Here is a 24,163-nt window from a genome sequence, read left to right on the forward strand (position 1 = left end):
GCTTTGCAAGCTTCATCATCCGGCAGTTCTTTTATAAAGTTTAGTATGCTTTGTCCTTGAAATACTTCCATAGTAGTTGATTTTAAAGGCATAAATATACAGAAGCTAAATGATTAACTCAAAAAAAATAATTTCACCCAACGGGTAATAAAAATCTCTTTTCAAATCAACCCAGACGTGACAGTCCTTATTATCCCTCTCGGAAAACTCAACAACTCACCTACTACATTTCTTAAATTCCTAAATAAAATCTTAATTTATTTCAACATTTTCGATCTAACTATTTTACAGCTTATTAGCTTTAGAAAATAAAATTATACAATAGTTACTTCATCAAAATTCAATATTAGATACAGAATAAAAAAAATTAATGGTAAATTTGGTAAAAGCACAAAAATGATTCGAAAAGTATTTAGTTATTTAATACCAATTAAAATATTTCAAAAAAAATCGTCACGTAGTAAAATGATTGAGGTAACATGGGCAAATGGTGAATTGGTTTTAGATTCTGAAAATACCAATTATTCATATGGAAGTTTGCAGCGAATCTTAAGATATGGTTTAAGAAATATTGGTTTTGAAACCATTCAGAAAATGAATCACATCTTAGTTTTAGGAGTTGCCGGCGGAAGTGTAATAAAAACCCTGATTGATGAAATTCAATTTAAAGGTAAAATAACAGGAGTTGAAATTGATGCAGATATGATTCAGATTGCTAATGAATACTTTAATCTTTCTCAAATTAAACAATTAGAAATCATTATAGATGATGCTTTTGAATTTGTATTAAAAACTAAAAACCAATACGATCTCATTATCATTGATATTTTTGAAGATACTAATATGCCCAACTTTTTATTTGAGCGTTTTTTTAGTGAAAGGGTTTTATCTCTATTAAAAAAACAGGGATTTATCCTGTTTAATACTATGATACTAGATGAAAAACATAACATCAGAAATCGCAAATACATTTCAGAAATTAACGCTGAATTATATACTACTAAAATGCTGCCTCGTGTAGAGCAGCACAACGAATTAATTATCATTGAAAAAGTTGCTTAGTCAATTATGAACTCTCTTTGCTCTGTAATAAAAAACATCTCACCTGCTAAGATTATTAACTCTAGTATTGATTATTCAAAATATGTAACTTTAGACTTATCTCTAAATAACCTGGATTTAACCGAAAAAAAATTAGGGAATTCAGATAATTTTGAAAAATACATTAATGATTATCTAAAAAAAAATAATGCAGAAGTAGCCTTCGGCGGTTACATTGAAAAAAGAAATTTGTACCAACGAAGTTCCATTTTTAAAAACGATATGATTCCGGAACGCAATATTCATCTTGGTATTGATTTTTGGACAAAAGCAGGAACCCCCATTTTAGCAGCTCTGGATGGAAGAATACATAGTTTTAAAAACAACATTGGATTAGGTGATTATGGCCCAACCATAATTCTCGAACATGAAATTGAAAATCAAAAATTTTATACTTTATACGGACATTTATCGTTAGAAAGTTTACAAGGGATTAGTGTTGGGGATTTTTTTAAAAAAGGAGAATATTTGGCAAACATTGGGAATTCAGAAGTAAACGGAGATTACGCTCCGCATTTACATTTCCAAATTATTAAAAACATAGAAGATTATTGGGGCGATTATCCTGGTGTCTGCAACAAAAATGATTTAAATTTTTATATAGAAAACTGCCCCGATCCCAATTTTTTATTAAAAATAATATAAATAGTTATGAAGAAAGCAGGATTGATTATATGTTTGTTGCTATTAATAGGCTGCAAATCTAAAACAGTAAGCAGAAGTACTGAAGATCTAAAAATTAAAAAAGTTTTAGAAACCGAAATAAATTCAGGTCAGGAAAACAAAGCTTATTCATTAGGAAAAAGAGTTCTTGAAACGTGCAATACATCAAAGTTCAAACCCTTTAATGAAACAGAAGTAACAAAATCGGTTATGGAGAACACCACTGAAGAACGTTTAACTAAGACTTGTTTAAGATTTCGACAATACTACGGAAGCTTTATTGATTTGAAATTAGAAGGCGTTTATAAATCTAAAAACGAAACCATCTATCGATATCGCGCTTTGTACACAAAAAAAGTTGCCAATAAAGAACTCCGTGTTTTTGTAAACGAAAACAATTTAATTTCTGCTATAAAATCAATGGACTGGGATGAAAAATTTGATATTAACATTAATTAAACAACTGATACACTTATGAATTTAAAATTATCCTTCATTTCGTTTCTTTTGATTTCATTTTTTACGAATGCACAGCAAACCATAAGTGTAAAAGGTTCAAAACCATTTCCTGCAACTGAAAGCTATACTTTTATTTGTGAAAAATATATTCTTACAGGAGAAATTGAAGTACAGATAGCAAAAACTGATAAAGGCGGAATTCTAAAATTAACGATTGCAACAGGAAATGATAAAACCAAAATTGCAGGAGGCGTATATGTCGATTTAGTCAATGCTGATGTAATTGCATGTGTGGATAAAAATGTTAAAGAGAGTGAAGAAGGAAAAACTACTTCTTACTATTATTTTACTCCTGCAGAATTTTTGAAATTAAAAAAAACGGATATTTATGCCATCAGATTTATACTAACCGGTAATGCTGATACTTTTGGAAATCAGACAGGCTATTTTACAGCAGTGAACAGAAAAAATTATTTTTCAACTGCTTTTGACAAATCGAAAAAAACTTTTGACACAGCTGCAGCAATTAGTCTTTTATAAAATATTAAACCAGAAAAAATCTTACTTTTATAGTCTAATTTTGTCATAATGAATCCTAACGAGAACTTAATTGCTAAATTTTATACTGCGTTTGCAAATGCAGATGCTAAAACGATGATTGAATGTTACCATCCTAATGTACATTTTATCGATCCAGCCTTTGGTCTTCTAAAAGAAGAACAAGTGTCTAAAATGTGGAAAATGTTGCTTTTAAAAAGTAAAGGAGATATTAAAATCGAATTTTCAAATATAAAAGCAGATGAATTTTCCGGATCTGCACGATGGGTTGCCACTTATAAATTTAGTAAGACAAATCGAAAGGTAGTTAATCAGGTTTCTGCTGAATTTATTTTCCAGGATGGCCTGATTATCAAACATACCGATAATTTTGATGTATGGAAATGGTCGAAACAAGCTTTCGGAATTACCGGATATTTATTAGGCTGGACAGGATTTTTCCAAAATAAAATAAGAGAACAGGCACTGCTTTCACTTAAAAAATTCCAAGAAGCTCAATAAAAATTCTATTTAAAATTATAAACAAATAATCCCACCTAAAGAAGTGGGATTATTTGTTTATATATTTCTTTCTAATTAATGTTCTAAATTTTCCAGCTCTTTTGGATCATGTTTGTATTTAAATAAAATTGCAAAAGCTATTGCTATTACAAATGCATAAGCAGCAAATGAAAACCAGACACTTGACCATTGAATTTTATTACCAATAGTAAAATAACTTACTGTACGCCCTGCCATTTCACCTCCAATTATGGCTCCTACACCATTTGTCATTAACATAAATAAACCCTGGGCACTTGACCTAATTTTACTGTTTGTTTGTTTTTCCACAAATAATGAGCCCGAAATATTGAAAAAGTCAAATGCCATACCATATACTATCATCGATAATATCAGGAAAATAACTCCGGAGCCGGGATTTCCTATTCCAAATAGAGCAAAACGCAATACCCACGCAATCATACTAAAAATCATAACTTGTTTAATTCCAAATCGTTTTAAGAAAAACGGAATGGTCAGGATAAAAAGAGTCTCTGAAATTTGGGATAACGAAATAATAAAAACAGAATGTTCAACCCCAAAAGTACCCTGATATTCAGGATTAGAGCCAAAATCTCTTATAAATGTATCACCAAACATATTGGTGATTTGTAGGGCTGCACCTAACAACATTGCAAAAACGAAGAATATTGCCATTTTCTTCTGTTTAAAAAGTACAAAACTATCCAAACCAAATTTACTGGTCAGTGACTGATTGCTGTTTTTATTTTCAGCAGGTACATCGGGCAAAGTAAAACAAAAAAGCCCTGTAATAATCATTGATACTGAAGCAAAAACAAACTGAAGCGTGTTTGATTTCCAATCAGTGAGATCCGTTACCCACATCGCAATTATAAAACCAACTGTTCCCCAAACCCGGATTGGAGTAAATGTTTTTTGAACATCAAAACTAAACTTATTTAGGACAGCATAACTTACAGAATTATTTAATGCAATGGTTGGCATATAAAAGCAGCTCGTTGCAAAAATAATCCAGTACATCTCTGTAGAGTTAGTTGCTTTGGTCGCAAAATATATTGCAATGCCAGCAATAATATGCGAAATTCCCAATACTTTTTGAGCGCTAAGGTATTTATCTGCAATAATCCCCAGCAAAGCCGGCATGAACAAACTCGCCCAGCCCATTGAGCCATATGTTCTTCCAATTGATAAGCCAATACTACTTCCTTCTAAAGGACCAAAGACCTGTCCCATATAACCTCCTAATGAAATCAACCATATTCCCCATACAAAAAACTGGAAAAAATTCATGATTGTAAGTCTCAGCTTTATATCCATAGTAGTATTTGTCTAATAAATAAATGAAGCGGTAAAACTACCATTAAAAATGAAATCTACAAAGAATTAAACAGTTTTAACAACTTCGTTTACTAACTCTAAAACAGCCGCAAATTGTTCTTCTTTATTTAAAAAGGAATTATCAATTTCTATCGCATCGTCAGCAATTATTAAAGGAGAATCTTCTCGGTGCGTATCTATATAATCTCTCTCAACAACGTTTTTTAAAACCTCTTCATAAGAAACATTATCCCCCTTTTGCTGCAATTCGTTAAAACGTCTTTGTGCACGGGTTTCAGCGCTGGCTGTCATGAATATTTTAAGTTCTGCTGTTGGAAAAACTACCGTTCCAATATCTCTTCCATCCATTACAATAGCCTTGTTGGTTCCCATTTCCTGTTGTTGCTCGACTAATTTTGAACGAACTTCAGAAACTTCAGCAACTTTACTAACAAAACTGGAAACTTCAATGGTACGAATTTGTTTTTCGACATTTTCACCGTTCAGGTACATTTCGGCAAAACCTAAATCAGCATTGTATTTAAACTCTAATTGAATTTTAGGAAGTGAATCAATTAAGGCTTGCTTGTCAAAAAAATCAGCCTTAATAAAATTGTTATTCATTGCATAAAGAGCAACTGCACGATACATTGCTCCGGTATCAACATAAACATAAGCAAGTTTACTGGCCAATTGTTTTGCTAAAGTGCTTTTTCCGGTTGATGAAAAGCCGTCAATAGCAATAGTAATATTTCTCAAGTTGGTAATTTTAGTTAAAATAATTTTATTATATATTAATAATAAATATCTAAAAGGATGTTTGATTTTGAAGAATCAATAATTTTTTCAATTCTTTTGAAAAACTGTTCGTTCACCATTGGGCAACCATGACTACGGCTGATATAGTGATCTTGTTCTTCGTATGGAACAGCCGAATAATGATGTAAGACAATTGCTCTTTTGTATGCATTACTATTTGTTTCATCCAGTCCGGACAATCGATATGCTTTTCCGAACATTCCATTGTAATTACTTCCAATAGCATACCTTCCTAATGAAGTGCAGTTTGAATTAGGTGCATTGCTAAATTTCAAGTCTCCTTTTATTCCGGTTTCAGAACCACATCCATGAGCTACAAGTCCCTGATCTATTATTTTATTGTTTTGAAGATCATAAACAAAAAAACGATTTTTCCCGGATGGAATTCTCATATCAACAAAAAAAGCAATTTTAGAATTGTATTTAGAATTAACTTTCAGCATTGATTTCATTTCATCAATTCTAAAATTAATTCTTTCTATTTCGAGGCTATTAGGTACATCTTTAAAGTAAGGTTTTGAACTGATAAAAGCACCTGATACTATTAAAACTAAAATCAAATTAAATATTCTCATTTAAAATCATTATTGAAGATTAATATTTAAACCAAAAAGACTTGTATTTGCTGCTAATGTATATTTAGAATATGAATAATTAAATTTTAACCTATTCATTTTTAATCCAAAACCTAATGAAACTCCTGAAAAATTACGCTGTTCTTCAATTCTTAATTCTTCACCTCTTCTGAAATTATAACCTAATCGAATATTGAATGCTTTTTTAGGAAAAAGTTCTACTCCCAAAACCACATGTCTCAAAGCATTGTTTACAAAGGAGACTTTCTCCGGCTCAGATGAACCATCAATATTCCCTTGTCCACGTACAGGGTTAGAAAAAGAAATATTCCATTGCTGTAAATTTTCCAGAGACAAATGCCATCTGATAGGCACATGATCCAATTCTTGCGAAACACCCGCAATAATTTCCAGCGGTAATTTTTCTTTTATTCCGGAATAAGTAGTAAACTGGGTACCTATATTTCGTATTGCCAATGCCCAGTTTACATCATTTCTTTCATCAATGAACAAAAAACCTAAATCTAACGCACCACCAACGGAATTGTAACTTTCTAAAGTGGATGTTATCAATTTTGCGTTTGCACCAATATGAATGTCTGTATAGGGAATATTGTATGCATAACCTACCGAAAGAGCTCCCTCGCTACCGGTAAAATCTGAAGTAGCCTGACCATTTTCATCGTATCCTTCAAAAGTACCGTAATTTATATAGCCGATTCCGGCGTAAAATGTCTGCAAATGTCTGTCGTAAGTATAGGCATAAGAAGCTGTTCCATAAGAAGCTTCCCCATAGTAATTGCCGTAATTCATTGCCAGATGATTATCCATATCTGCATTTAAAGTTGCCGGATTAAACATGACCTGATTAACATCCTCGTCGTAAATTGTAATCGATTTTCCTCCTAACGCCGCCTGTCTTGGTGAAGTTGTCAAATTTAAAAACTGATAGGCATATCGCCCACCAATTTGTCCATAAGACAGAGAAAAATTCATAAACAAAAAAAACAAAATATTTTTTTTCAACATGTATGTTAAGAGCTAGTCTTTATCAGAACGAAAATATGGAGATAAAATTATAATTATGAAACATAAAAATTTTAAAATATAACTTAAAACCTGCCTATGTTTTGTAATCCCGAACAAAATTACAAAAAAAGAAATTCCAATAACAATTTAATTATGAAACATTTATGAGCATAAATTCGCTTTTCCTACATTACAACTTTAATTCGTCAACATCATTATAATGCACTTTTTGAACGATAGTACCATTTTGAACCACCACAATGCTTGGATTAGCTCTTTCAATTGTTTTTAAAGCAGTGGCATCACAAAAATAGAAATCAATGTTTAAGCCGTATTGCTTTTTAGTTTTTGCAATCATTTCGTCATTTGAAGCGGTCATACCAATTACCTTATATCCTTTTGATTTTGCTTCAGTGTACACTTTTTCTAACTCTTTCATACCATCAGGACTTGATAAAGCCAAATCATATGTTACAAACATCAGCAATTTTGGTTCTTTTAGTAACTCTTCTTTATAATCTGACCCATCTTTAGTCATTGTAAAATCATGAATTGGCGGCACATACCCTTCCGTAATTACCTTATCTTTTCGGTCAACAAAAGTCGCTCCTTCAGGAATATTCATTAAATCTTTTTCGGTAAATTCCTTATCAACACCATTTACTTTATAGATAAAAATCATTTCAACTACAGATTTCGGGGCGCCTTCCGGAATCTCCATTCCTTTTTCGATATTGGTTCCTACCTTATAAGGACGAAAATCTTTGATTGGATTATGATTTAAAACCCAAACTGCCATAAAAGCACATAAAACAACACTTAAGTAAACTGCAAAATTAGTTTGCGGTGTTGAAAATAATGGTTTTATTAATTTCTGATTAAAAAATAAAATCAGAATAAAAAATAATAAAACGACATCTTTTGTGAACGATTCCCAAGGTGTCAAATGCAATGCGTCACCAAAACAACCACAATCTTTTACTACATCAAAATAAGCCGAATAAAAAGTCAAAAAGGTAAAGAAAACTATTAAAACCAGTAAGCTCCAAATTGTCGTTTTTGTTTTATATCCAACCAACAGCATTACGCCTAAAACTACCTCTAAAATCACTAAGAAGATCGCTAATCCTAATGCAAAAGGAGCTAGAAATGGCATATTGAAAACCGGTTCACTAAAATATTCGGTTAATTTATAAGAGAAACCAACCGGGTCATTCAGTTTAATTAATCCGGAAATGATAAAAAGTACGCCGACAAATATTCGGGAGAATTGGGTAATGATGTTTTTCATAAAAATATTAAATTTAAAAATCCCATTTTCAAACTCCAAATCTCAATTTTAAAATTGAATTAAGATTTAAAGTTTTGGCATTTTATTTATTGATAGGATTTAGAATTAAGGCAAAGACAGCATAATTAATCATGTCCTGATAATTGGCATCAATGCCCTCAGAAACTAATGTTGCCCCTTTATTGTCTTCAATCTGTTTTACACGAAGCAGTTTCTGAAGAATCAAATCGGTTAATGAACTGATGCGCATTTCACGCCAGGCCTCACCATAATCATGATTTTTGGCTTCCATTAAATCTTTAGTCAGTTTAACTTTAGCATCATACAACTCAGTTGCTTTTTCAACGTCAAGATCAGGCTGTTCAACAACACCTAATTCTAACTGAATCAGCGCCATAATCGAATAATTTATAATTCCGATAAATTCCCCTTTTTCATCTTCATCAATTTTTCGGATTTCATTTTCCTGCAAACTTCTGATTCTTTGCGCTTTTATGAAAATCTGATCTGTTAATGATGGCAGTCTTAAAATACGCCATGCACTCCCATAATCTTTCATTTTATTAATAAATAACGTACGGCAGATCGCAATGACATTATCAAACTCTTGAGAAGTATTCTTCATTTATTGGTGTATATTTGCTAAAATTTGTTCAAAAATAAGGATTAAATTAAATAGTTTCAAGTTTAAGGTTTTCTTTGTTCAAGTTTTTTCTAAACAAATTGTTAATCCCGCAACCTGAAGCTTAAAGCTGAAAAAATAAAAATTAAACAAAATGTTTATTAACTGTAAAGGCCGTTTGATTGATTTGTCGATTCCAAAAGTAATGGGAATTTTGAATGTAACCCCAAATTCTTTTTTTGACGGCGGAAAATATAAAAACGAGTCAGCCATTATTTCACAAGTCGAAAAAATGTTAATTGAAGGAGCTGATTTTATTGATATTGGCGCTTATTCAAGTAAACCAAGTGCTGAATTCGTTTCTGAACAAGAAGAAATTGACCGAATTGCTCCTGCTATAGAACTGATACTAAAACACTTTCCTGAGACATTATTATCAATAGACACTTTTAGAGCAGAAGTGGCAAAAGCAAGTATAGAAAATGGTGCGGTCATTATAAACGATATTTCGGCAGGAGAATTAGATAATAAAATGTTTGAGGTAATTGCGCACTTCAACGTTCCTTACATTATGATGCACATGCGTGGAAACCCTCAGACCATGCAAAACCTGACACAATACGATGATATTGTAAAAGAAATGCTTTTTTATTTCTCTGAAAAAATATCTAAAGCAAGAAGCATGGGTATTAATGACCTGATTCTGGACCCTGGATTTGGTTTTGCTAAAACAACAGACCAAAATTATGAAGTGCTGCAAAAAATGGAACTCTTTAATCTTTTAGAATTACCGGTTTTAGCAGGTGTTTCAAGAAAATCAATGATTTATAAAACGCTGGATATTACTCCACAGGAAGCTTTAAACGGAACAACATTTCTAAATACGATTGCTTTAACAAAAGGTGCAAAAATCCTTCGTGTTCACGATGTTAAAGAAGCTGTTGAATGTGTGAAGTTGTTTAATAAACTGAATTTATAAAAAAATGAAATACCTTATTATACTTTTTGTTTTTGTTCTTTTTTCATGTGAAGAAAAAAAAGACGTCTTATTACCAAAATCAAATATTTCGATTGTAACAGATGTACAGGACCACTCACCTATTTATATTTTCTTTAAAACCGAAGGTAAAGATACAATCGCTGAAGTGAACCGAAAAAACAGTATTATTTCAACCAATTGGATTTTCAATATTGATAAACGTCTGCCTTTAAAATTAGTAATTCCTCAAGTTATAAAACTTCAGGAAAATAAACGTGCAGGCAGTGCCCATAAAAATGAAAAGGCGCAGAATTATTATTCCTACGCCGATTCTGTTGGAAAGAATTTAGCTTTTTTACCTTTCACTAAAGTGTATTATAAAACAGAAAAGTCAACTGAAAATGATAAAGTCATTCTTCGCTTTAGAAAAATGAACAATATGGTTTCAATTGACAATACTGCTATTCCGAAGTCTGAAATTTTAAATTTTATTAATAGAATGGATTACGCTGTAAAGCCCAAAATTGTCTTACTATTTGACAAAAACATGAGCTATGAGGAATACATCCAAAATAAAATCCTGATTCAAAAACTTATTTACGATTTCAATACCGATCAGGAAGAATTTATATTCTAATAATTCCCACTTTTGCAGCTGTTTCCCTTGCCTGCGGAATTAAAGATTTAAGGTTGGCAATTCTGGTAGCATCTGAAGGGTGTGTACTTAAAAATTCAGGAGTTCCTGAACCTCCAGATTTAGCCGACATTCTGGTCCAAAATGCGATAGAATCATCCGGATTGTAGCCTGCTATTGCCATAAGAGTTAACCCAATTTTGTCTGCTTCGCTTTCATTGCTTCTACTAAAAGGAAGCATTACTCCTACTTCTGAACCTATTCCATAATACTTTTGCCACATGGCCTGATTCTCCGCACTTTGATTTCCGGTAGCAACCGCTACACCAACTGCTCCTAACTGCTGCAATTGTGCCGCACTCATTCTTTGGGCGCCATGGTTTGCTAAAGCATGAGAAACTTCATGCCCCATAACTGTGGCCAAACCCGACTCATTTTGTGTAATTGGCAAAATACCTGAATAAACTACAATTTTACCTCCTGGTAAACACCAAGCATTTACCTCTTTATTTTCGACCAGCTTATACTCCCATCTGTAATCTTTAAGATATTGTGACTGGCCTAAGTAAGTTAAATATTTTTCAGCTGCCGCTTTGATTTTATAACCAACAGTTTCAACTCTTTTTGCATCAGTTGTCCCTGAAATTACTTTATTCTCCTTAAGAAAAGTATCATACTGCTGGAAAGATGATGGAAATAATTCGCTATTAGAAACAAAGTTTAAATCTTTTTTTCCTGTGATAGGATTTGTTGCACATGAGTAAACTAAAAGTATTACAAAAGTCGATATAAATAAATGTTTTTTCATGATAAATATATGTTTGATTAATGTAAAATTAATATCATTCTAAATTTTTAATATTATAAAATTCGTCAAATAATTACTATAATTTTAATTTTTTTTTTGATAAGATTAGACTACCTACATAACGACATTCATCACTGATTTATTTAACTAATTGGGCGTATTTTTTTACATAAAAAAGGATGATTTAAATCCATTTGTGGTAAATTTAGCTCCTTAAAAATAATAAATTTTAAATTACAACAAACACAAATACAACAACATAAGTCTTTTATTACTTAACCTCATCGTATGATAACCAGTTTCAAATGCCATTTTTTATTTATTTTTGTTATGCTGCCGCTCAGTTTGCTTGCACAAATTGACGGAAATAATAAAAAATCTTTTTTGAATGTAAAAAAATCACCTGAAGCTGAAGAAAAAAAAGCTGTTACTGCTTCTTACAACTTGTATAATAGCGGAGAGGAAAAAAAAGCACTTAAAAACGCTAAGATTCTTTTAGAAAAAGCTAAATATCCATCTAATATAGCCAGCCTTATTTTATTACAAGCTTACTATTATAATAAAAGAGCCCTATTAGATTCATCTATTTATTATACAAATCAGGCATTAAATTTCCACGCAAAAATTGGTAACGACTCGCTAAAGAACAGACTTCTTTCCCTGGGATATAATTTAATGGGGCAGAATTATAAAAAGAAAGGCTTATTTGAGGTAAGCAAAAAATGGCATCTGAAAGGTCTTCAGACATCCCAAAAATATAAAGAAAACAATTTATACTATACTCACCTCCATGGATTAGCCAGTGTTTACAAGGCATTAGGAGACAAAACCAATGCTTTGAAGTCCTATAAAGAATGCTTAGAATATAAAAAAGATGATGAGATACGCTTAGGAAGTTATATTAATCTGGGGGATATATATTCAGATTCAAAAGATTATGATAAGGGTAATTATTATTACAATCTAGGAAAACAACTCAGCGAAAAGACCAACAATCAGCAGGCAAAAGCAGTGATTGCGCTCAGTATTGGAACAAATTATCAATTACAGCAAAAAACGACTGATGCATTAAAAATGTACCATGAAGTAATTTCCATTGCTGATAAAAATGAACTGAACCAGATTGGCTTAGTTGCCCGTGGCAATATTGGCGATACCTATATTGATTTAAAAAACTACAAGGAAGCAAAACTAATTTTTTCTGACGCACTTCAGAAGTCCATAGATTTCGGTTATTTAGACAACCAGGTTAATTTTTATGATGAGCTTAAAAAAATTGCAGTTTTAGAAGAAGACTACAAAAGTGCTTTTGAATACCTGACAAAATCTACTAAAGTAAAAGATTCTGTAAATAAAATCCAGAAGACCAAAGAAATCAACGAACTGGAAATCAAATACAAAACTGCGCAAAGAGAAAAAAAAATCAGGTTTTTACAATTTGACAACACTACTAAAAAGCTCAAACTCGAAAAACAGCAGGAAGCTATTGAGAACATGAACCTTCAGGAAGAAATTTCCCAAAAAATAACCGAAAACACCATATTGTTTTTTCAGAATTCGTCTCAAAAAAAACTAAGCGAAATATCTTTGCTAAAAAAAGATCAACAATTAAAATCATTACAAATAAAGCAGGAAAAAGAAACCAGGCTACTGACTATTTTTGGTTTTCTTATCGTGTTAATTCCGATCATTGGTTTATTAATTCAATATTACAAACGACTTAAAACGCAGCGTTTATTAAATACCCAACAAGCTGAAATAAGCACTCAGAATATCAATAATCTTCTAAAAGATCAGGAATTAAAATTAATTAAGGCCTCCATAAGCGGTCAGGACAAGGAAAGGCAACGGATTTCTCAGGAATTGCACGACAGCATTGGTGGAAATTTAGCGGCAATAAAACTTCAATTAAATCATTTAGTAATTTCCAGTTCGCCAAAAATAAAAAATCTTACTGCCTTATTAGATGAAACATATGATCATGTTCGAAATTTATCGCATACATTGATTCCGAAAAAATTTACACATCATAAATTTTGTGAAGTTTTAGAATCTTATTTTAAAAATATTGGTGAAGCCAGTACTATTGAAACAGATTTCACAGTATATCCAAAGAAAGAAATAGACACCTTAGATGAAGAAATCCAAATCGAAATTTTTAAAATAATACAGGAACTTTTGACCAATACAATTAAGCATGCAAAAGCTTCGAAGATAGATTTACAGCTTAATCTTGTCGAAAATATACTTAATATTTTATTTGAAGATAACGGTATTGGATTTAATCCTAAAAATTATAAACCCGGAATTGGTATTCTGAATTTAGAAAACCGAATAATCGAATTAAATGGTACTTTTATAATGGATTCAAAAGTAAAAAGAGGCACCATAGCTAATATTGAAATTCCCATTTCATCAACTAAAACAGGAAATGATGCAAAAAAAGGAATTAATGTAAAAAAACAACTTGATAACCTGACTAAACTATAACCCCCAAGCTATAATATTAATGGAAAAATTAAAACTCATTATTGCTGATGACCACACTATGTTTTTACAAGGAATCGTATCCCTGATTGAACATGAATCCGGAATTAAAATAATAGGCAAAGCAGTAAATGGTATTGAGGTTTTGAATATTTTAAAAATTCAAAGCGCAGACATGGTAATACTTGATATCAGTATGCCGGAAATGGACGGAATTGAATTGAGCAAAATTTTAAAAAAAGAATATCCTTTTATTAAAATTATAATTGTTAGTACCCATAGCAATGCCAAAATAATTTCAAGATTAATCAGAATTGGTGTAAATGGGTATTTACTTAAGAATGCAGAAAAGTCTGAATTATTGGAAGCCATCTATAATGTAGCTGCCGGCCAAAATTATTTTTCTGAAGAAGTAGAAGAGCAATACCGCAATAACAGCCATAAAATAGAAAAGCAAATTTCAAACCTGGTCGAATTGAGTTCACGCGAAAAAGAAATATTGATTTTAATTGCGCATGAATACAATACGGCTGAAATTGCAGAGAAAACTTTTATAAGTTTAAATACGGTTAATACACACAGACGTAACTTATTATCTAAACTAAATGCTAAAAATACCGCTGGTCTGGTAAAATATGCGGTTGAAAATGGGCTTGTTGATTAATCAAAAAATTCCGAATCATATAATAATTCATATGATTCGGAAGTATAATAGGTATTTTGTTATTCAAAACCTTTTCCAAAACGGTAATTAAATACTACTCCATAAGTATCCGGAAGGACAACGCTTTCAAGAGATTTGTTATAAGTAAATATTAATCTTGCATTTGCTGATAAATGAAAGCCAGCCAGGAAATTTAATGTGTTTGAAGAGCGATAGCCTCCTCCAAATTCAAATTTGTTTTTATAGTTTACCAATACATTCAAATCTGCCTGTATAGGTGCACCATCAACATATTTAGCCAGAAAACTTGGGTTTATCAGTATATCTTCAAATAAATCAGTAAAGATCCGGTAGCCAAAATAGCTGTAATACACATTTTTTAATTTGGTATTGTTTTGAGTATTGAAAGTTCCGCTTAATAAATTGGGTGCTGATAAACCAAAATAAATTCTGTCTCTGTTGTATAAAAAACCTATTCCGAGCGTTGGAGTAAAACTGTGGACATTTTCCTGAAATTCCGGATCATTTTCAATTTCTAGTTTCGTTAAATTCTCATCATAAATCTGTCCTCCGACTGTGATTCCGAATGATATGATATTAGGGTCGTATGTCCACCACTTTCCATATTTATAATCTTCGTGAAAAAAAATCTTATACGAATATGAAGCAAAAAAATTAGTGGTATAAGTAACCCCAATCTGATTATGGGCTATACCACCGGCAAGTCCTATATTCTCTGAACGAGTTAAAGTATTTACAGAAATATCGATATTCCTGGGACTGCCTTCTACAGAATTGAAATACCCGTTTGCTGTCATTACAACGTCTGTTTTGTCATGATAACCGGCATGGGCAGGATTTAGTAAGACTGCATTATAATTATAGCTCGAAAAAACTGGTGTTTGCTGGGCTTTAACTGTGTTTAAAAACACAATTATAATGATGACTGTAAAAAATATACTGATATTATTTTTCATTAATTAACGTTTTAGAACAAGGTAACCCTTTAGTTTTTTGAAATGATGTGTGGATGAATTTGGTTTGATTTCAAAAAAGTATGTGCCTTCAGGAAGTTCATCTGCTCCCAGGTTTCTTTTTTTATTGGCAAGGCCACTAAAGACGATTGTTGTATTGTTATAACCAGTTGCCTGAAAAACCAGATCGCCCCAGCTGTTATAAATCGACACTTCATTTTTTGGATATTCGGTAATGCCGTCTATCAGCCAGAAATCATTTATACCGTCACTATTTGGAGAAAAGCCATATTTTGTTTCATCTTTTTCTTTCGGTATAACCGAAATAACAACAGAATCATGTGCTACGCAGCCTCCCTTGTTAGTGAAAGAAACTGTGTATGTTGTTGTTTCTTCAGGAGAAAAAAATGGATTAAAAGAAGATGGATTACTTACTCCTTTTACCGGACTCCATTTAAAAGTTCCCTCTTCTGTGGCAACAGCTTCTAGTTGTACAACCTCTCCCTGTTTTATTTCAATATCATTTCCTGCATCTACAACTACAACATCTGAATTTAACTTAAACGAACATTCCGATTTATTAGAAGAGGCATCTGTAGCAGTGATCGTTATATTCATCCCATCCGTAAAAACACTGCCTGCAGGAGGATTTTGTTTTATTACAGGTTTTGGGTCTTTATTATCTGTTACCAAAACTTTTGTGGTAAAATCAGGCACCTTGGTTACATTACAAGTTACTTTTTGATTAGGCAAACAGGTAATTACCGGAGCTTGTGTATCAGTATCAATCGTATTGATTACGAAAGAACAGGCAGATGTATTTCCGCTATTATCAGACACACTCATCTGGACTGTCATACCATCACTAACTGTTACACCGGCTGCAGGGATTTGAATAACGGTGAGATTTGAATCGCAATTATCTGTAACTATCACCTGATTTCCGTAATCAGGCAGAATTGAATTGGCTGCCACACTTTGATTACTGATACAGGTTATTACCGGCTTGGTGGTATCAACAGCTAAATTAATTGTAAAACTGCAAATAGATTCATTCCCAGAGGCGTCTTTCGCTGTAATTGTAACTGTCATTCCGTCCGTAAAAGCAGTTCCAGGCAAAGGATCTTGAGTAATTACAGGAGAAGGATCACAATTGTCGGCAGCCGTTATCATTTTGGTATAATCTGGTAAAATTGAACTACATGATAAACTTTGGCTACCGATACAATTGATAAAAGGTTTTACAACATCCGGAGCAACATTTACTTTGAAACTACAGTCTGATATATTATTCGAAGCATCTTTGGCAGTAATGGTAACTGTCATTCCATCAGTAAAAACACTTCCTGAAACTGGATTCTGCGTTACTACAGGTGATGGATCTGCATTGTCTGTTACTGTAACCAATGTTGTATAATCCGGAACGACACTACCGCATTCAAGCTTTTGGTTTGACGGACAAACTACAACCGGAGCTTCAGTATCTGTAACAGCATTCACTACAAAAATGCATGTAGATTCGTTATTTGACGCATCTTTGGCAGTCATAGTTACTTGCATCCCGTCAACAAAAGCACTTCCTGCAGATGGATTTTGGGTAATTACCGGTGAAGCGTCACAATCATCAGTTGCTACTATTTGAGCAGAATAATCAGGTAGTACTTCTCCTAAAGACAACGTCTGATTTCCGATACAAGTAATTATAGGTTTAATAACATCTGGAGCAACATTTACTTTGAAAGTACAGACAGAGGCATTATTCGAAGCGTCTTTGGCTGTAATCGTAACCGTCATTCCATCTACGAAAGGACTTCCTGCTATTGGACTTTGCGTAATGACTGGCGAAGAATCTATATTATCTGTAACGGTGATTGATGCTGTATAATCTGAAATTACAGCACTTCCACAAGCTAATTGTTGATCAAGAGGACAAATTAAAACAGGAGCCTCGTTATCTACAATAACTGTAGTTGCAATAGTGAATTTACAACTTTCAATATTACCACTGGCATCATTTGCCGTAATGGTTACTTCCTGAGTGGTTCCGTTAAAAACAGTTCCTGCCGCTGGGAATTGTGTAATGATTGGGCTAACATCACAATTATCTTTTACCTCAACTATTTTGGTATAATCCGGAATTGGATCATTCACAGACAGAACCTGATTAGCAGGACATTTTTTTATAGTTGGTTTTTCCTTGTCCTCAACTTTTTTTCCATAAAGTACACGAACTTGTCCGGTATCTGCATTTGGCACCCAATCATAAACCGTCTTCGTTGAGCCAATACCAATGTCGTCTATAGCATCCCCATTAACATCTCCTAAATAACTCAAACTATATTTTGATGTATAAGGTGTATTTATTACTAAACCTTCAGAAGAATCGAGCGAGAAAATATCCAATAAGGGATTCCAATTTGCTTTTCCATAAATAACATAGATTTTAGAGCTATAAGGTAAAAGATAGTCGTCAAAACCGTCTTTATTAAAATCTCCGAAAGAACTATACGAATGTAAGTATTCAAACTCGCTCCCATTCATTTTAAAACCATTCGTTCCATCCAAATCTTTTAAATCCACTACTGGTGTGGAGGTGCTTTTTCCAAACAATATAAAATTATTAATACCAATGTCGTTATATGAATCACCATTAATATCGCCAGCACTTCTAATTTCAAAATAGTAAGATGTTTTGAGTGGAGTGGCAGAATTTTCAATTTTGAAACCATTGGAACCGTTTAATGAGGTTGTACTCAATTTTGCCGGAAGACTCGCAGATCCATAGACTATATATCTAAATTGATCATCACCACTAATAGCAACATCAGAAATACCGTCACCATTCACATCTCCTATACCAGCCAAATTTGTTCCAATATCTCCTTCAACAATAAAAGAATTAGAGGAGTTTATACTTTCTATATCTACTACAGAAGGAAAGTTAGTACTGCGTCCAAATAAAATATAGCATTTTTTTATATTTCCGGAGCCTTCATTATGAGAAACGATACCAATATCATCAAAAGAATCATTGTTAAAATCGCCAACATTGGCAATGCCATAACCAAAAACTTCATCTTTCGTTTTACCTAAGATAGAAAAACCATTAGAACCATCTAAAGAGGATACATCAAATTGAGCCGGAAAAGCAGTTGTTTTTCCATAAATTATATAAACTCTTCCTGCGTGAAATAGTGGTCCGGTATACTTGTTGGGATCACTGAGCATTAAATCGTTAATACCATCACCATTAATATCGCCAGCATCACTCACCTCAAAGGCAGTTCTTCTTGGTGGAGTTAAATCGCTGTCAATAATTTTGAATCCCTTTGTCCCATTTAGACTGGCTAAATTTAAACTTGCAGGAAAACCTGTTTTTGTCCCAAAAACGACATAAGCTTGTCCAAAACCCCAATCTCCAGGAGCTCCAATAATAAAATCGGCTATACCATCTCCGTTAATATCTCCAATCCTACTTGTACTAAAACCTACTCTTGAGCCAGGCTCTTCCCCTAAAATTGTAAATCCATTATCCCCATTTAATTCATTGATATTAATAGTAGCTGTTTTACAATCTATATCAAATCCTCCTGTTTTCAATTTAACCTTAAATGAACAAGAACTTTTGTTGCCTGATTTATCCTCGACCGTAATGGTCACATTTGTATCTGCAGTAAATAACGTCCCTGCTGCCGGTGTTTGAGTAAAAATCAGTTCCCGTGGTTTGGCAATATCATCGCTTACTGCACTTAAAAAATGAACATAATTGGGCATTTCTGAACCGGCATATAATTCCTGATCTCCGGGACAGGTAATTTCCGGAGGCAGATCAGCACCTGAAGAATTAATCTTAAAACTGCAAACCGATTGATTCCCGGAAGCATCTTTAACTGTTAATACAATTTCCTGAGAAGTTCCATCAAAAACAGTTCCTGCCAAAGGCAATTGCGTAACAACTGGTTTAGTATCACAATTATCAGTTACTGTTATATCTTTCGTATAATCCGGAATTGGATCAAATTTGGTTAAAATTTTATCAGAAGGACAATTCGTAATAGTTGGTTTTTCTGTATCAGCAGTTTTTTTTCCGAACACTACATATGACATACCCGGATTTTGATTTATTTTAAGATCATATGATTTAAAAGCAGTTCCGATAATAATATCGCTTACACCATCGTTATTGATATCACCTGCAAAATTTGCGCTGTATTCCGAATTATAAGGAAACGATATATTTAATTTTTTTTCTACATACATATCCGCATTGGCTGTCCAGTTTTTTTTCCCAAATAAAATTGTCAGATCACTTGAGGATTGAACGAAGTAATCATCAATTCCGTCGGAGTTGAAATCTCCGGCAAAGCCAAAACTTTCTCCAATATTAGCATTTTTAATAGTAAAACCATTTGTTCCGTCTAAATTGTTTAAATCGAATAGGGCTGGAAAAACAGTTCTGCCAAATAAAATATATCGGCCTGTAATAGCGATGTCGTTTATACCATCATTATTTATATCCCCAACTTTTGCAACTCCTGAATAAGAGGATAAAGGAGATGTTGAGTTTTGTATCGCAAAACCATTGTTTCCGTCTAATGAAGATATGTTGAAAATTGCAGGAAAATTTGAAGAACGTCCAAAAACAATATATTTACGGTCTTGTACTGAATCATTATAATTTCCAATTCCTATGTCAGAAATTCCGTCACCATTCACATCACCTAAACCAGCTACTGATCGACCAATTTTTCCTATTGCAGCATTTCCTTCAATAGTAAATCCGTTTGTGCCGTTAAGTTCATTCGTTCTAAGTACTTTTGGAAATCCACCGCTTTTTCCATAAATTACATAGCACTTACCATTTATTGCACCAGATCCGGAGGTTATAACCGCTATGTCCCCGTAGCCGTCTCCATTTATGTCCCCAACTGAGGCAATACTTGTGCCTGAGCTTTCGTAATTAGATACTCCAATTAATGTAAAACCATTACTTCCATTGAGCGTTGATAAATTAAATTCAGCAGGGAAACCGGAATTCCTGCCAAAAATAAAGTAGGTATGCCCTATTTCAACACCATATGAGGAATGCCTGTAAGGATCACTAACCATAAGATCATCAATTCCATCTCCGTTTATATCGCCCGCGCTACTAACATCGTAACCGGTCCAGGGAAAATTTGTACTTGGATTATCATTACGAACAGCAAAACCATTACTGCCATTCAATAATCCTAAATCAATATTCGGAGCAAACCCTGAAGATTTACCAAATACTACATACGCTTCCCCTTTAATTATTTTATATTCTTTTTTGGTGCCATACCAAGGGTCGTAATTTCCCTTAGCACCAATTATTAAATCATTGATGCCATCGCCATTTACATCTCCGGCATTATTTACACTGAAACCGGTTTCTCGCGTCAGCTTTTCTCCATAAATAGTAAATCCGTTTGCCCCATTAAGATTAGAAACATTAAATGAAGTCGTTTTACAATCGATAGAAACTGTAGCAGTTTTCAATTTGACCAGGAAAGTACATGATGCTATATTTCCTGTAGCATCTTTCGCTGTAATCGTAACATCCGTATCAGCTGTAAATAAAGTTCCTTGTGGTGGTGTTTGTGTGAAAACTAAATCAAAAATATCTGTAAAATCATCTGTTACAGTTGGTAAAAATGAAACGTAATCAGGTAAAGTCGAATTAGCATATAATTCCATATTAGAAGGACACGTTATGGTTGGAGGCAAATCACTTCCTGTAGGATTAACCGCAAAAGTACAAGTCGAAAAATTTCCGGAAGCATCAGTTGCCTTCAGAGTCACATTTATCCCACCGGTAAAAGTGCTTCCTGCTGACGGTGTCTGCGTAATTGTTGGACTGCCAGTACAATTATCACTTACTATAACCAAATTACTGTAATCCGGCAACAAACTTCCCAATGCCAATGTCTGGTTTCCCGGACAGGCAATCGTGGGCTTTGTAGTATCTGCGGAAGCGTTTACCACAAAACTGCAGGTCTGAAAATTCCCTGACGCATCTGTAGCACGCATCGTTACGGTCATACCGTTGGTAAAAGTGCTTCCGGCTGCAGGAGTTTGTGTAACAGTCGGGCTTGAAGTGCAATTGTCTGTGGCGCTAATTAAACTTCTGTAGTCAGGCAAAACCGAACCGCATGAAAGGCTCTGGCTTCCCAGACAGGTAATCGTGGGCTTTGTAGTATCTGCGGAAGCGTTTACCACAAAACTGCAGGTCGAAGCATTATTTGCTGCGTCCTTAAGTGTCATTGTAACTGTCATTCCCGGAGTAAAAGCAGTACCAACATCTGGACTTTGTGATACTGTTAAACTTCCAACACAATTATCTGATGCTGTTATCAAAGTCCTGTAATCTGGTAAAACGGAACCACAGGGTAAGCTTTGTGTTCCCGGACAATACTCAAATACTGGGCTTATAGCATCAGGAGTTGCCATTTTAACAATAAAATTACATACTGACTTGTTACCATTGTTTCCTGGTTTATCAAAATATTCTATCTGAATCGGAATGCCGTCATAAAAAGGTGTCCCTGCCCCCGGAGTCATTTTGTAACTCAATTTAATACTGCAATCATCATCTAAGTTCATTATTGGGCTGGTTGCGTAATTTGGAATTACATCCCCGCAGTTCAAAGTTAGTCCTGTAGGACATGTAAATGTTGGAGGAGTAACATCAGGAGAAGAAGCCGTAACAATAATACTACATTCACTTTTATTCCCTGCATCATCCGTTGCTGTAAATTTTATCTCCATTCCATCATAAAAATCCGAACCCTGACCAGGAAATTGTGTTATGTCAATAGAAGTATCAATGTTATCTGTAACAGTCAATAAAGGAAAGTAACTCGGAACCAGAGTACCGCAGGCCAATTGCTGATTAGGCGGACATATAATAACCGGAGCTTCTGTATCTGCCGCTTTTTTTGAAGTTTTTAAAAGTCCTGACTTAGAACTTATCACTGTCTTATCCAAATTAAAAACTGGAGATTTTTTTGAACCTAAGTATATAGTTCCTTCAGAAGATGATTTTTCCAAATTTTCATTAGTTATAGCTGTTGGCTTATTCTGGCTGTAAGAAATTGATATTCCGAAAAGCAGATAAAAGACGATAAAAATTTTGGATATTCTGTTGAATGCTTGTGTAAAGTTCCTCATTGCACATTAATTGTTTAAACTTCTTAAAAAAACAAAAATATATGCGATAGAAATTTTACACATCACTATAAATAATGATTTATAGTAAAAGTCAAATGATTTTCAAACAAAAAGGGACACTCTGAAAATAATTTCAAAATGCCCCTTTGCATTGAATTAAAAAAATTAATTACAGGCCAGGATTCGATTTGTTGTTCATCTGAACAGTTCAAACAAACTTATGCCTGTAAGTTGAAGAATACTCTTGCTGTATTTATTTTACTTTTTAACTACACTTATTCCCAAAGCTTTACCTTCTTTTATATCACCAGACAAGAAAGTTTCTTTGTTGTTAACCCAGATTTTTGGTTTCGAAAGTCGGTTTTCTGCTTCTTCAGAGCCACATACGAAAACAGAATTATCTACTACTTCGATGTCATTTGCATCTGTCATTTGCGAACCACTTGCATTGAAAAGCAGGTTTGTTTTTCCATTTTTCCAGTATGCCGCTTGACGTATCATATATGGATTAATATAGCCCGCAACATATACATCATTGTTGGAAACCTTCAGGCCATAAGTATAGATTTTATTTTGGTCTTTTACACTAACATGGATTTGAGTATCATTTTTCCACTATGCAAAGGATAAATTGTCTATATAATTGTTTAAATATGCATCACCTGCAACATAAATATCATTACCACTTGAAAGAATATCGTATGCAAATCCTCCATCATCTAAAATAACCGCTTCATTATTTTTCCAGTAAAGAGCCAAAAAATTGTATTCGCTTTTACCTAATGATTGAGTACCGGCTACATAAACATCGTTGCCTGCTACACTTATAGCGTAAGCTCTGGATTCATTTTGAGATTCGGCTAATGAAGTTTTTATACCGTTTTTCCAATAACAGGCCACATAATTTTCTTCACCTGCTACATAAATATCGTTATTAACTACTTTTATGTCATAGGCTTCGGTTCCACCAGTCAAATAAACTACATTCCCGTTTTTCCAATAGCAGGCTTTATGGTTTATACTTCCAGAAATATATACATCATTATTAGCCACTACGACTGCTGTGGCAGTACTTTCGCTATCGGATTGATCTAACAGCGTTGGAATATTATTTTTCCAGTATGTTGCCTGGATGTTATATTTATCTGGCTGGGTAGTAAACCCAACAACATGAATGTCGTAAGCTTCTTCAGATAAAGTTTGTGAATCGTTATCATTTGAACAGCTGGTAAAAGTGATTGTTAACAATGATAATAAAATATGTTTTAATGCTTTCATAGGGTTTAATTTTGAAATCGTAAAATTCTATTTGATGTGTCTTTAACGATTTACTATTGATTATTTATTGTAAGTATTAGTTTGTAGTAATGAATATTCCTGTCGTCTCTGAATACTTTGTATCATTATCAAAAATGTTTGATGCATTGTTTTTCCAGTATTTAGAAATAAAAAATCCCTGACTGTTTCTTT

20 protein-coding genes are annotated in these 24,163 nt (G+C 33.3%); 9 read left to right on the forward strand and 11 right to left on the reverse strand.

Annotated elements, in window-relative coordinates; translation table 11 throughout:
- The first annotated feature begins 396 nt into the window (after nt 1-396).
- The 5 genes from K8B81_RS17480 to K8B81_RS17500 are packed head-to-tail and all read left to right on the forward strand — an operon-like array spanning nt 397 to nt 3,282.
- A complete protein-coding gene (locus tag K8B81_RS17480; protein WP_223682840.1) occupies nt 397-1,062 on the forward strand; it encodes a spermidine synthase in 666 nt (221 codons plus the stop codon).
- Nucleotides 1,063-1,068: 6 nt separating this feature from the next.
- Nucleotides 1,069-1,746, forward strand: a complete 678-nt coding sequence (locus tag K8B81_RS17485; protein WP_223682841.1) for a peptidoglycan DD-metalloendopeptidase family protein — start codon at nt 1,069-1,071, stop codon at nt 1,744-1,746.
- Nucleotides 1,747-1,752: 6 nt separating this feature from the next.
- Nucleotides 1,753-2,223, forward strand: a complete 471-nt coding sequence (locus K8B81_RS17490; protein WP_223682842.1) for a hypothetical protein — start codon at nt 1,753-1,755, stop codon at nt 2,221-2,223.
- Nucleotides 2,224-2,238: 15 nt separating this feature from the next.
- A complete protein-coding gene (locus K8B81_RS17495) occupies nt 2,239-2,763 on the forward strand; it encodes a hypothetical protein (protein ID WP_223682843.1) in 525 nt (174 codons plus the stop codon).
- 48 nt (nt 2,764-2,811) lie between these two features.
- Nucleotides 2,812-3,282 carry a nuclear transport factor 2 family protein gene (locus K8B81_RS17500; RefSeq protein WP_223682844.1) on the forward strand — a complete coding sequence of 157 codons (471 nt, stop codon included), beginning with the start codon at nt 2,812-2,814 and terminating at the stop codon, nt 3,280-3,282.
- Nucleotides 3,283-3,357: 75 nt separating this feature from the next.
- On the opposite strand, the gene K8B81_RS17505 is transcribed toward K8B81_RS17500, so the two are convergent.
- The 6 genes from K8B81_RS17505 to K8B81_RS17530 all read right to left on the reverse strand — a co-directional run bounded on the left by K8B81_RS17505 (nt 3,358) and on the right by K8B81_RS17530 (nt 8,959).
- On the reverse strand, nt 3,358-4,620 hold the full coding sequence (locus K8B81_RS17505; RefSeq protein ID WP_223682845.1) for a nucleoside permease: 1,263 nt from the start codon (nt 4,618-4,620) through the stop codon (nt 3,358-3,360).
- A gap of 66 nt (nt 4,621-4,686) precedes the next feature.
- Nucleotides 4,687-5,379: a (d)CMP kinase gene (gene cmk, locus K8B81_RS17510; protein WP_223682846.1), complete on the reverse strand. Its 693-nt coding sequence runs from the start codon at nt 5,377-5,379 to the stop codon at nt 4,687-4,689.
- Between the two features lie 35 nt (nt 5,380-5,414).
- Complete coding sequence (locus K8B81_RS17515; RefSeq protein ID WP_223682847.1) at nt 5,415-6,014, reverse strand: murein L,D-transpeptidase catalytic domain-containing protein; 600 nt, start codon at nt 6,012-6,014, stop codon at nt 5,415-5,417.
- A 9-nt stretch (nt 6,015-6,023) separates the two neighbouring features.
- Complete coding sequence (porQ, locus tag K8B81_RS17520) at nt 6,024-7,043, reverse strand: type IX secretion system protein PorQ (RefSeq protein WP_223682848.1); 1,020 nt, start codon at nt 7,041-7,043, stop codon at nt 6,024-6,026.
- Between the two features lie 190 nt (nt 7,044-7,233).
- Nucleotides 7,234-8,334, reverse strand: coding sequence for a BT_3928 family protein (locus tag K8B81_RS17525; protein WP_223682849.1), 1,101 nt, complete (start codon nt 8,332-8,334; stop codon nt 7,234-7,236).
- 82 nt (nt 8,335-8,416) lie between these two features.
- Nucleotides 8,417-8,959 carry a DUF1599 domain-containing protein gene (locus tag K8B81_RS17530; RefSeq protein WP_223682850.1) on the reverse strand — a complete coding sequence of 181 codons (543 nt, stop codon included), beginning with the start codon at nt 8,957-8,959 and terminating at the stop codon, nt 8,417-8,419.
- A 151-nt stretch (nt 8,960-9,110) separates the two neighbouring features.
- On the opposite strand from K8B81_RS17530, the gene folP reads away from it, so the two are divergent.
- The gene (gene folP, locus K8B81_RS17535; protein ID WP_223682851.1) at nt 9,111-9,935 is read left to right on the forward strand and encodes a dihydropteroate synthase; all 825 of its coding nucleotides are present in this window, start codon (nt 9,111-9,113) and stop codon (nt 9,933-9,935) included.
- A gap of 4 nt (nt 9,936-9,939) precedes the next feature.
- Nucleotides 9,940-10,572, forward strand: coding sequence for a hypothetical protein (locus K8B81_RS17540; protein WP_223682852.1), 633 nt, complete (start codon nt 9,940-9,942; stop codon nt 10,570-10,572).
- Here K8B81_RS17540 and K8B81_RS17545 read toward each other — a convergent pair.
- A complete protein-coding gene (locus K8B81_RS17545; RefSeq protein ID WP_223682853.1) occupies nt 10,562-11,377 on the reverse strand; it encodes a M48 family metallopeptidase in 816 nt (271 codons plus the stop codon). The genes K8B81_RS17540 and K8B81_RS17545 overlap by 11 nt on opposite strands.
- 288 nt (nt 11,378-11,665) lie before the next feature.
- Between K8B81_RS17545 and K8B81_RS17550 the strand changes: the two genes are divergently transcribed.
- Both K8B81_RS17550 and K8B81_RS17555 read left to right on the forward strand, forming a co-directional pair.
- The gene (locus tag K8B81_RS17550; RefSeq protein WP_223682854.1) at nt 11,666-13,867 is read left to right on the forward strand and encodes a tetratricopeptide repeat-containing sensor histidine kinase; all 2,202 of its coding nucleotides are present in this window, start codon (nt 11,666-11,668) and stop codon (nt 13,865-13,867) included.
- 19 nt (nt 13,868-13,886) lie between these two features.
- A complete protein-coding gene (locus K8B81_RS17555; RefSeq protein ID WP_223682855.1) occupies nt 13,887-14,528 on the forward strand; it encodes a response regulator in 642 nt (213 codons plus the stop codon).
- 59 nt (nt 14,529-14,587) lie between these two features.
- On the opposite strand, the gene K8B81_RS17560 is transcribed toward K8B81_RS17555, so the two are convergent.
- From K8B81_RS17560 to K8B81_RS17575, 4 genes are all read right to left on the reverse strand, one after another.
- The gene (locus tag K8B81_RS17560) at nt 14,588-15,505 is read right to left on the reverse strand and encodes a PorP/SprF family type IX secretion system membrane protein (RefSeq protein ID WP_025572334.1); all 918 of its coding nucleotides are present in this window, start codon (nt 15,503-15,505) and stop codon (nt 14,588-14,590) included.
- Between the two features lie 3 nt (nt 15,506-15,508).
- Nucleotides 15,509-22,693, reverse strand: coding sequence for an HYR domain-containing protein (locus K8B81_RS17565; protein WP_223682856.1), 7,185 nt, complete (start codon nt 22,691-22,693; stop codon nt 15,509-15,511).
- A gap of 258 nt (nt 22,694-22,951) precedes the next feature.
- A complete protein-coding gene (locus K8B81_RS17570) occupies nt 22,952-23,194 on the reverse strand; it encodes a hypothetical protein (protein WP_223682857.1) in 243 nt (80 codons plus the stop codon).
- Nucleotides 23,195-23,308: 114 nt separating this feature from the next.
- Complete coding sequence (locus K8B81_RS17575) at nt 23,309-23,971, reverse strand: hypothetical protein (RefSeq protein WP_223682858.1); 663 nt, start codon at nt 23,969-23,971, stop codon at nt 23,309-23,311.
- Between the last annotated feature and the right edge of the window lie 192 nt (nt 23,972-24,163).

This window comes from Flavobacterium hibisci (assembly GCF_020026925.1).
GTDB lineage: Bacteria > Bacteroidota > Bacteroidia > Flavobacteriales > Flavobacteriaceae > Flavobacterium > Flavobacterium hibisci.

Bases quoted from the DNA above. Each gene is read 5' to 3' on its own strand.
- K8B81_RS17545 (WP_223682853.1), bottom strand. From the start codon at position 11,377: ATGAAAAAACATTTATTTATATCGACTTTTGTAATACTTTTAGTTTAC.
- K8B81_RS17480 (WP_223682840.1), top strand. From the start codon at position 397: ATGATTCGAAAAGTATTTAGTTATTTAATACCAATTAAAATATTTCAA.
- K8B81_RS17570 (WP_223682857.1), bottom strand. From the start codon at position 23,194: ATGATACGTCAAGCGGCATACTGGAAAAATGGAAAAACAAACCTGCTT.
- folP (WP_223682851.1), top strand. From the start codon at position 9,111: ATGTTTATTAACTGTAAAGGCCGTTTGATTGATTTGTCGATTCCAAAA.
- K8B81_RS17560 (WP_025572334.1), bottom strand. From the start codon at position 15,505: ATGAAAAATAATATCAGTATATTTTTTACAGTCATCATTATAATTGTG.
- K8B81_RS17575 (WP_223682858.1), bottom strand. From the start codon at position 23,971: ATGAAAGCATTAAAACATATTTTATTATCATTGTTAACAATCACTTTT.
- K8B81_RS17565 (WP_223682856.1), bottom strand. From the start codon at position 22,693: ATGAGGAACTTTACACAAGCATTCAACAGAATATCCAAAATTTTTATC.
- K8B81_RS17495 (WP_223682843.1), top strand. From the start codon at position 2,239: ATGAATTTAAAATTATCCTTCATTTCGTTTCTTTTGATTTCATTTTTT.
- K8B81_RS17490 (WP_223682842.1), top strand. From the start codon at position 1,753: ATGAAGAAAGCAGGATTGATTATATGTTTGTTGCTATTAATAGGCTGC.
- porQ (WP_223682848.1), bottom strand. From the start codon at position 7,043: ATGTTGAAAAAAAATATTTTGTTTTTTTTGTTTATGAATTTTTCTCTG.
- K8B81_RS17550 (WP_223682854.1), top strand. From the start codon at position 11,666: ATGATAACCAGTTTCAAATGCCATTTTTTATTTATTTTTGTTATGCTG.
- K8B81_RS17530 (WP_223682850.1), bottom strand. From the start codon at position 8,959: ATGAAGAATACTTCTCAAGAGTTTGATAATGTCATTGCGATCTGCCGT.
- K8B81_RS17505 (WP_223682845.1), bottom strand. From the start codon at position 4,620: ATGGATATAAAGCTGAGACTTACAATCATGAATTTTTTCCAGTTTTTT.
- K8B81_RS17555 (WP_223682855.1), top strand. From the start codon at position 13,887: ATGGAAAAATTAAAACTCATTATTGCTGATGACCACACTATGTTTTTA.
- K8B81_RS17485 (WP_223682841.1), top strand. From the start codon at position 1,069: ATGAACTCTCTTTGCTCTGTAATAAAAAACATCTCACCTGCTAAGATT.
- K8B81_RS17525 (WP_223682849.1), bottom strand. From the start codon at position 8,334: ATGAAAAACATCATTACCCAATTCTCCCGAATATTTGTCGGCGTACTT.
- K8B81_RS17500 (WP_223682844.1), top strand. From the start codon at position 2,812: ATGAATCCTAACGAGAACTTAATTGCTAAATTTTATACTGCGTTTGCA.
- K8B81_RS17540 (WP_223682852.1), top strand. From the start codon at position 9,940: ATGAAATACCTTATTATACTTTTTGTTTTTGTTCTTTTTTCATGTGAA.
- K8B81_RS17515 (WP_223682847.1), bottom strand. From the start codon at position 6,014: ATGAGAATATTTAATTTGATTTTAGTTTTAATAGTATCAGGTGCTTTT.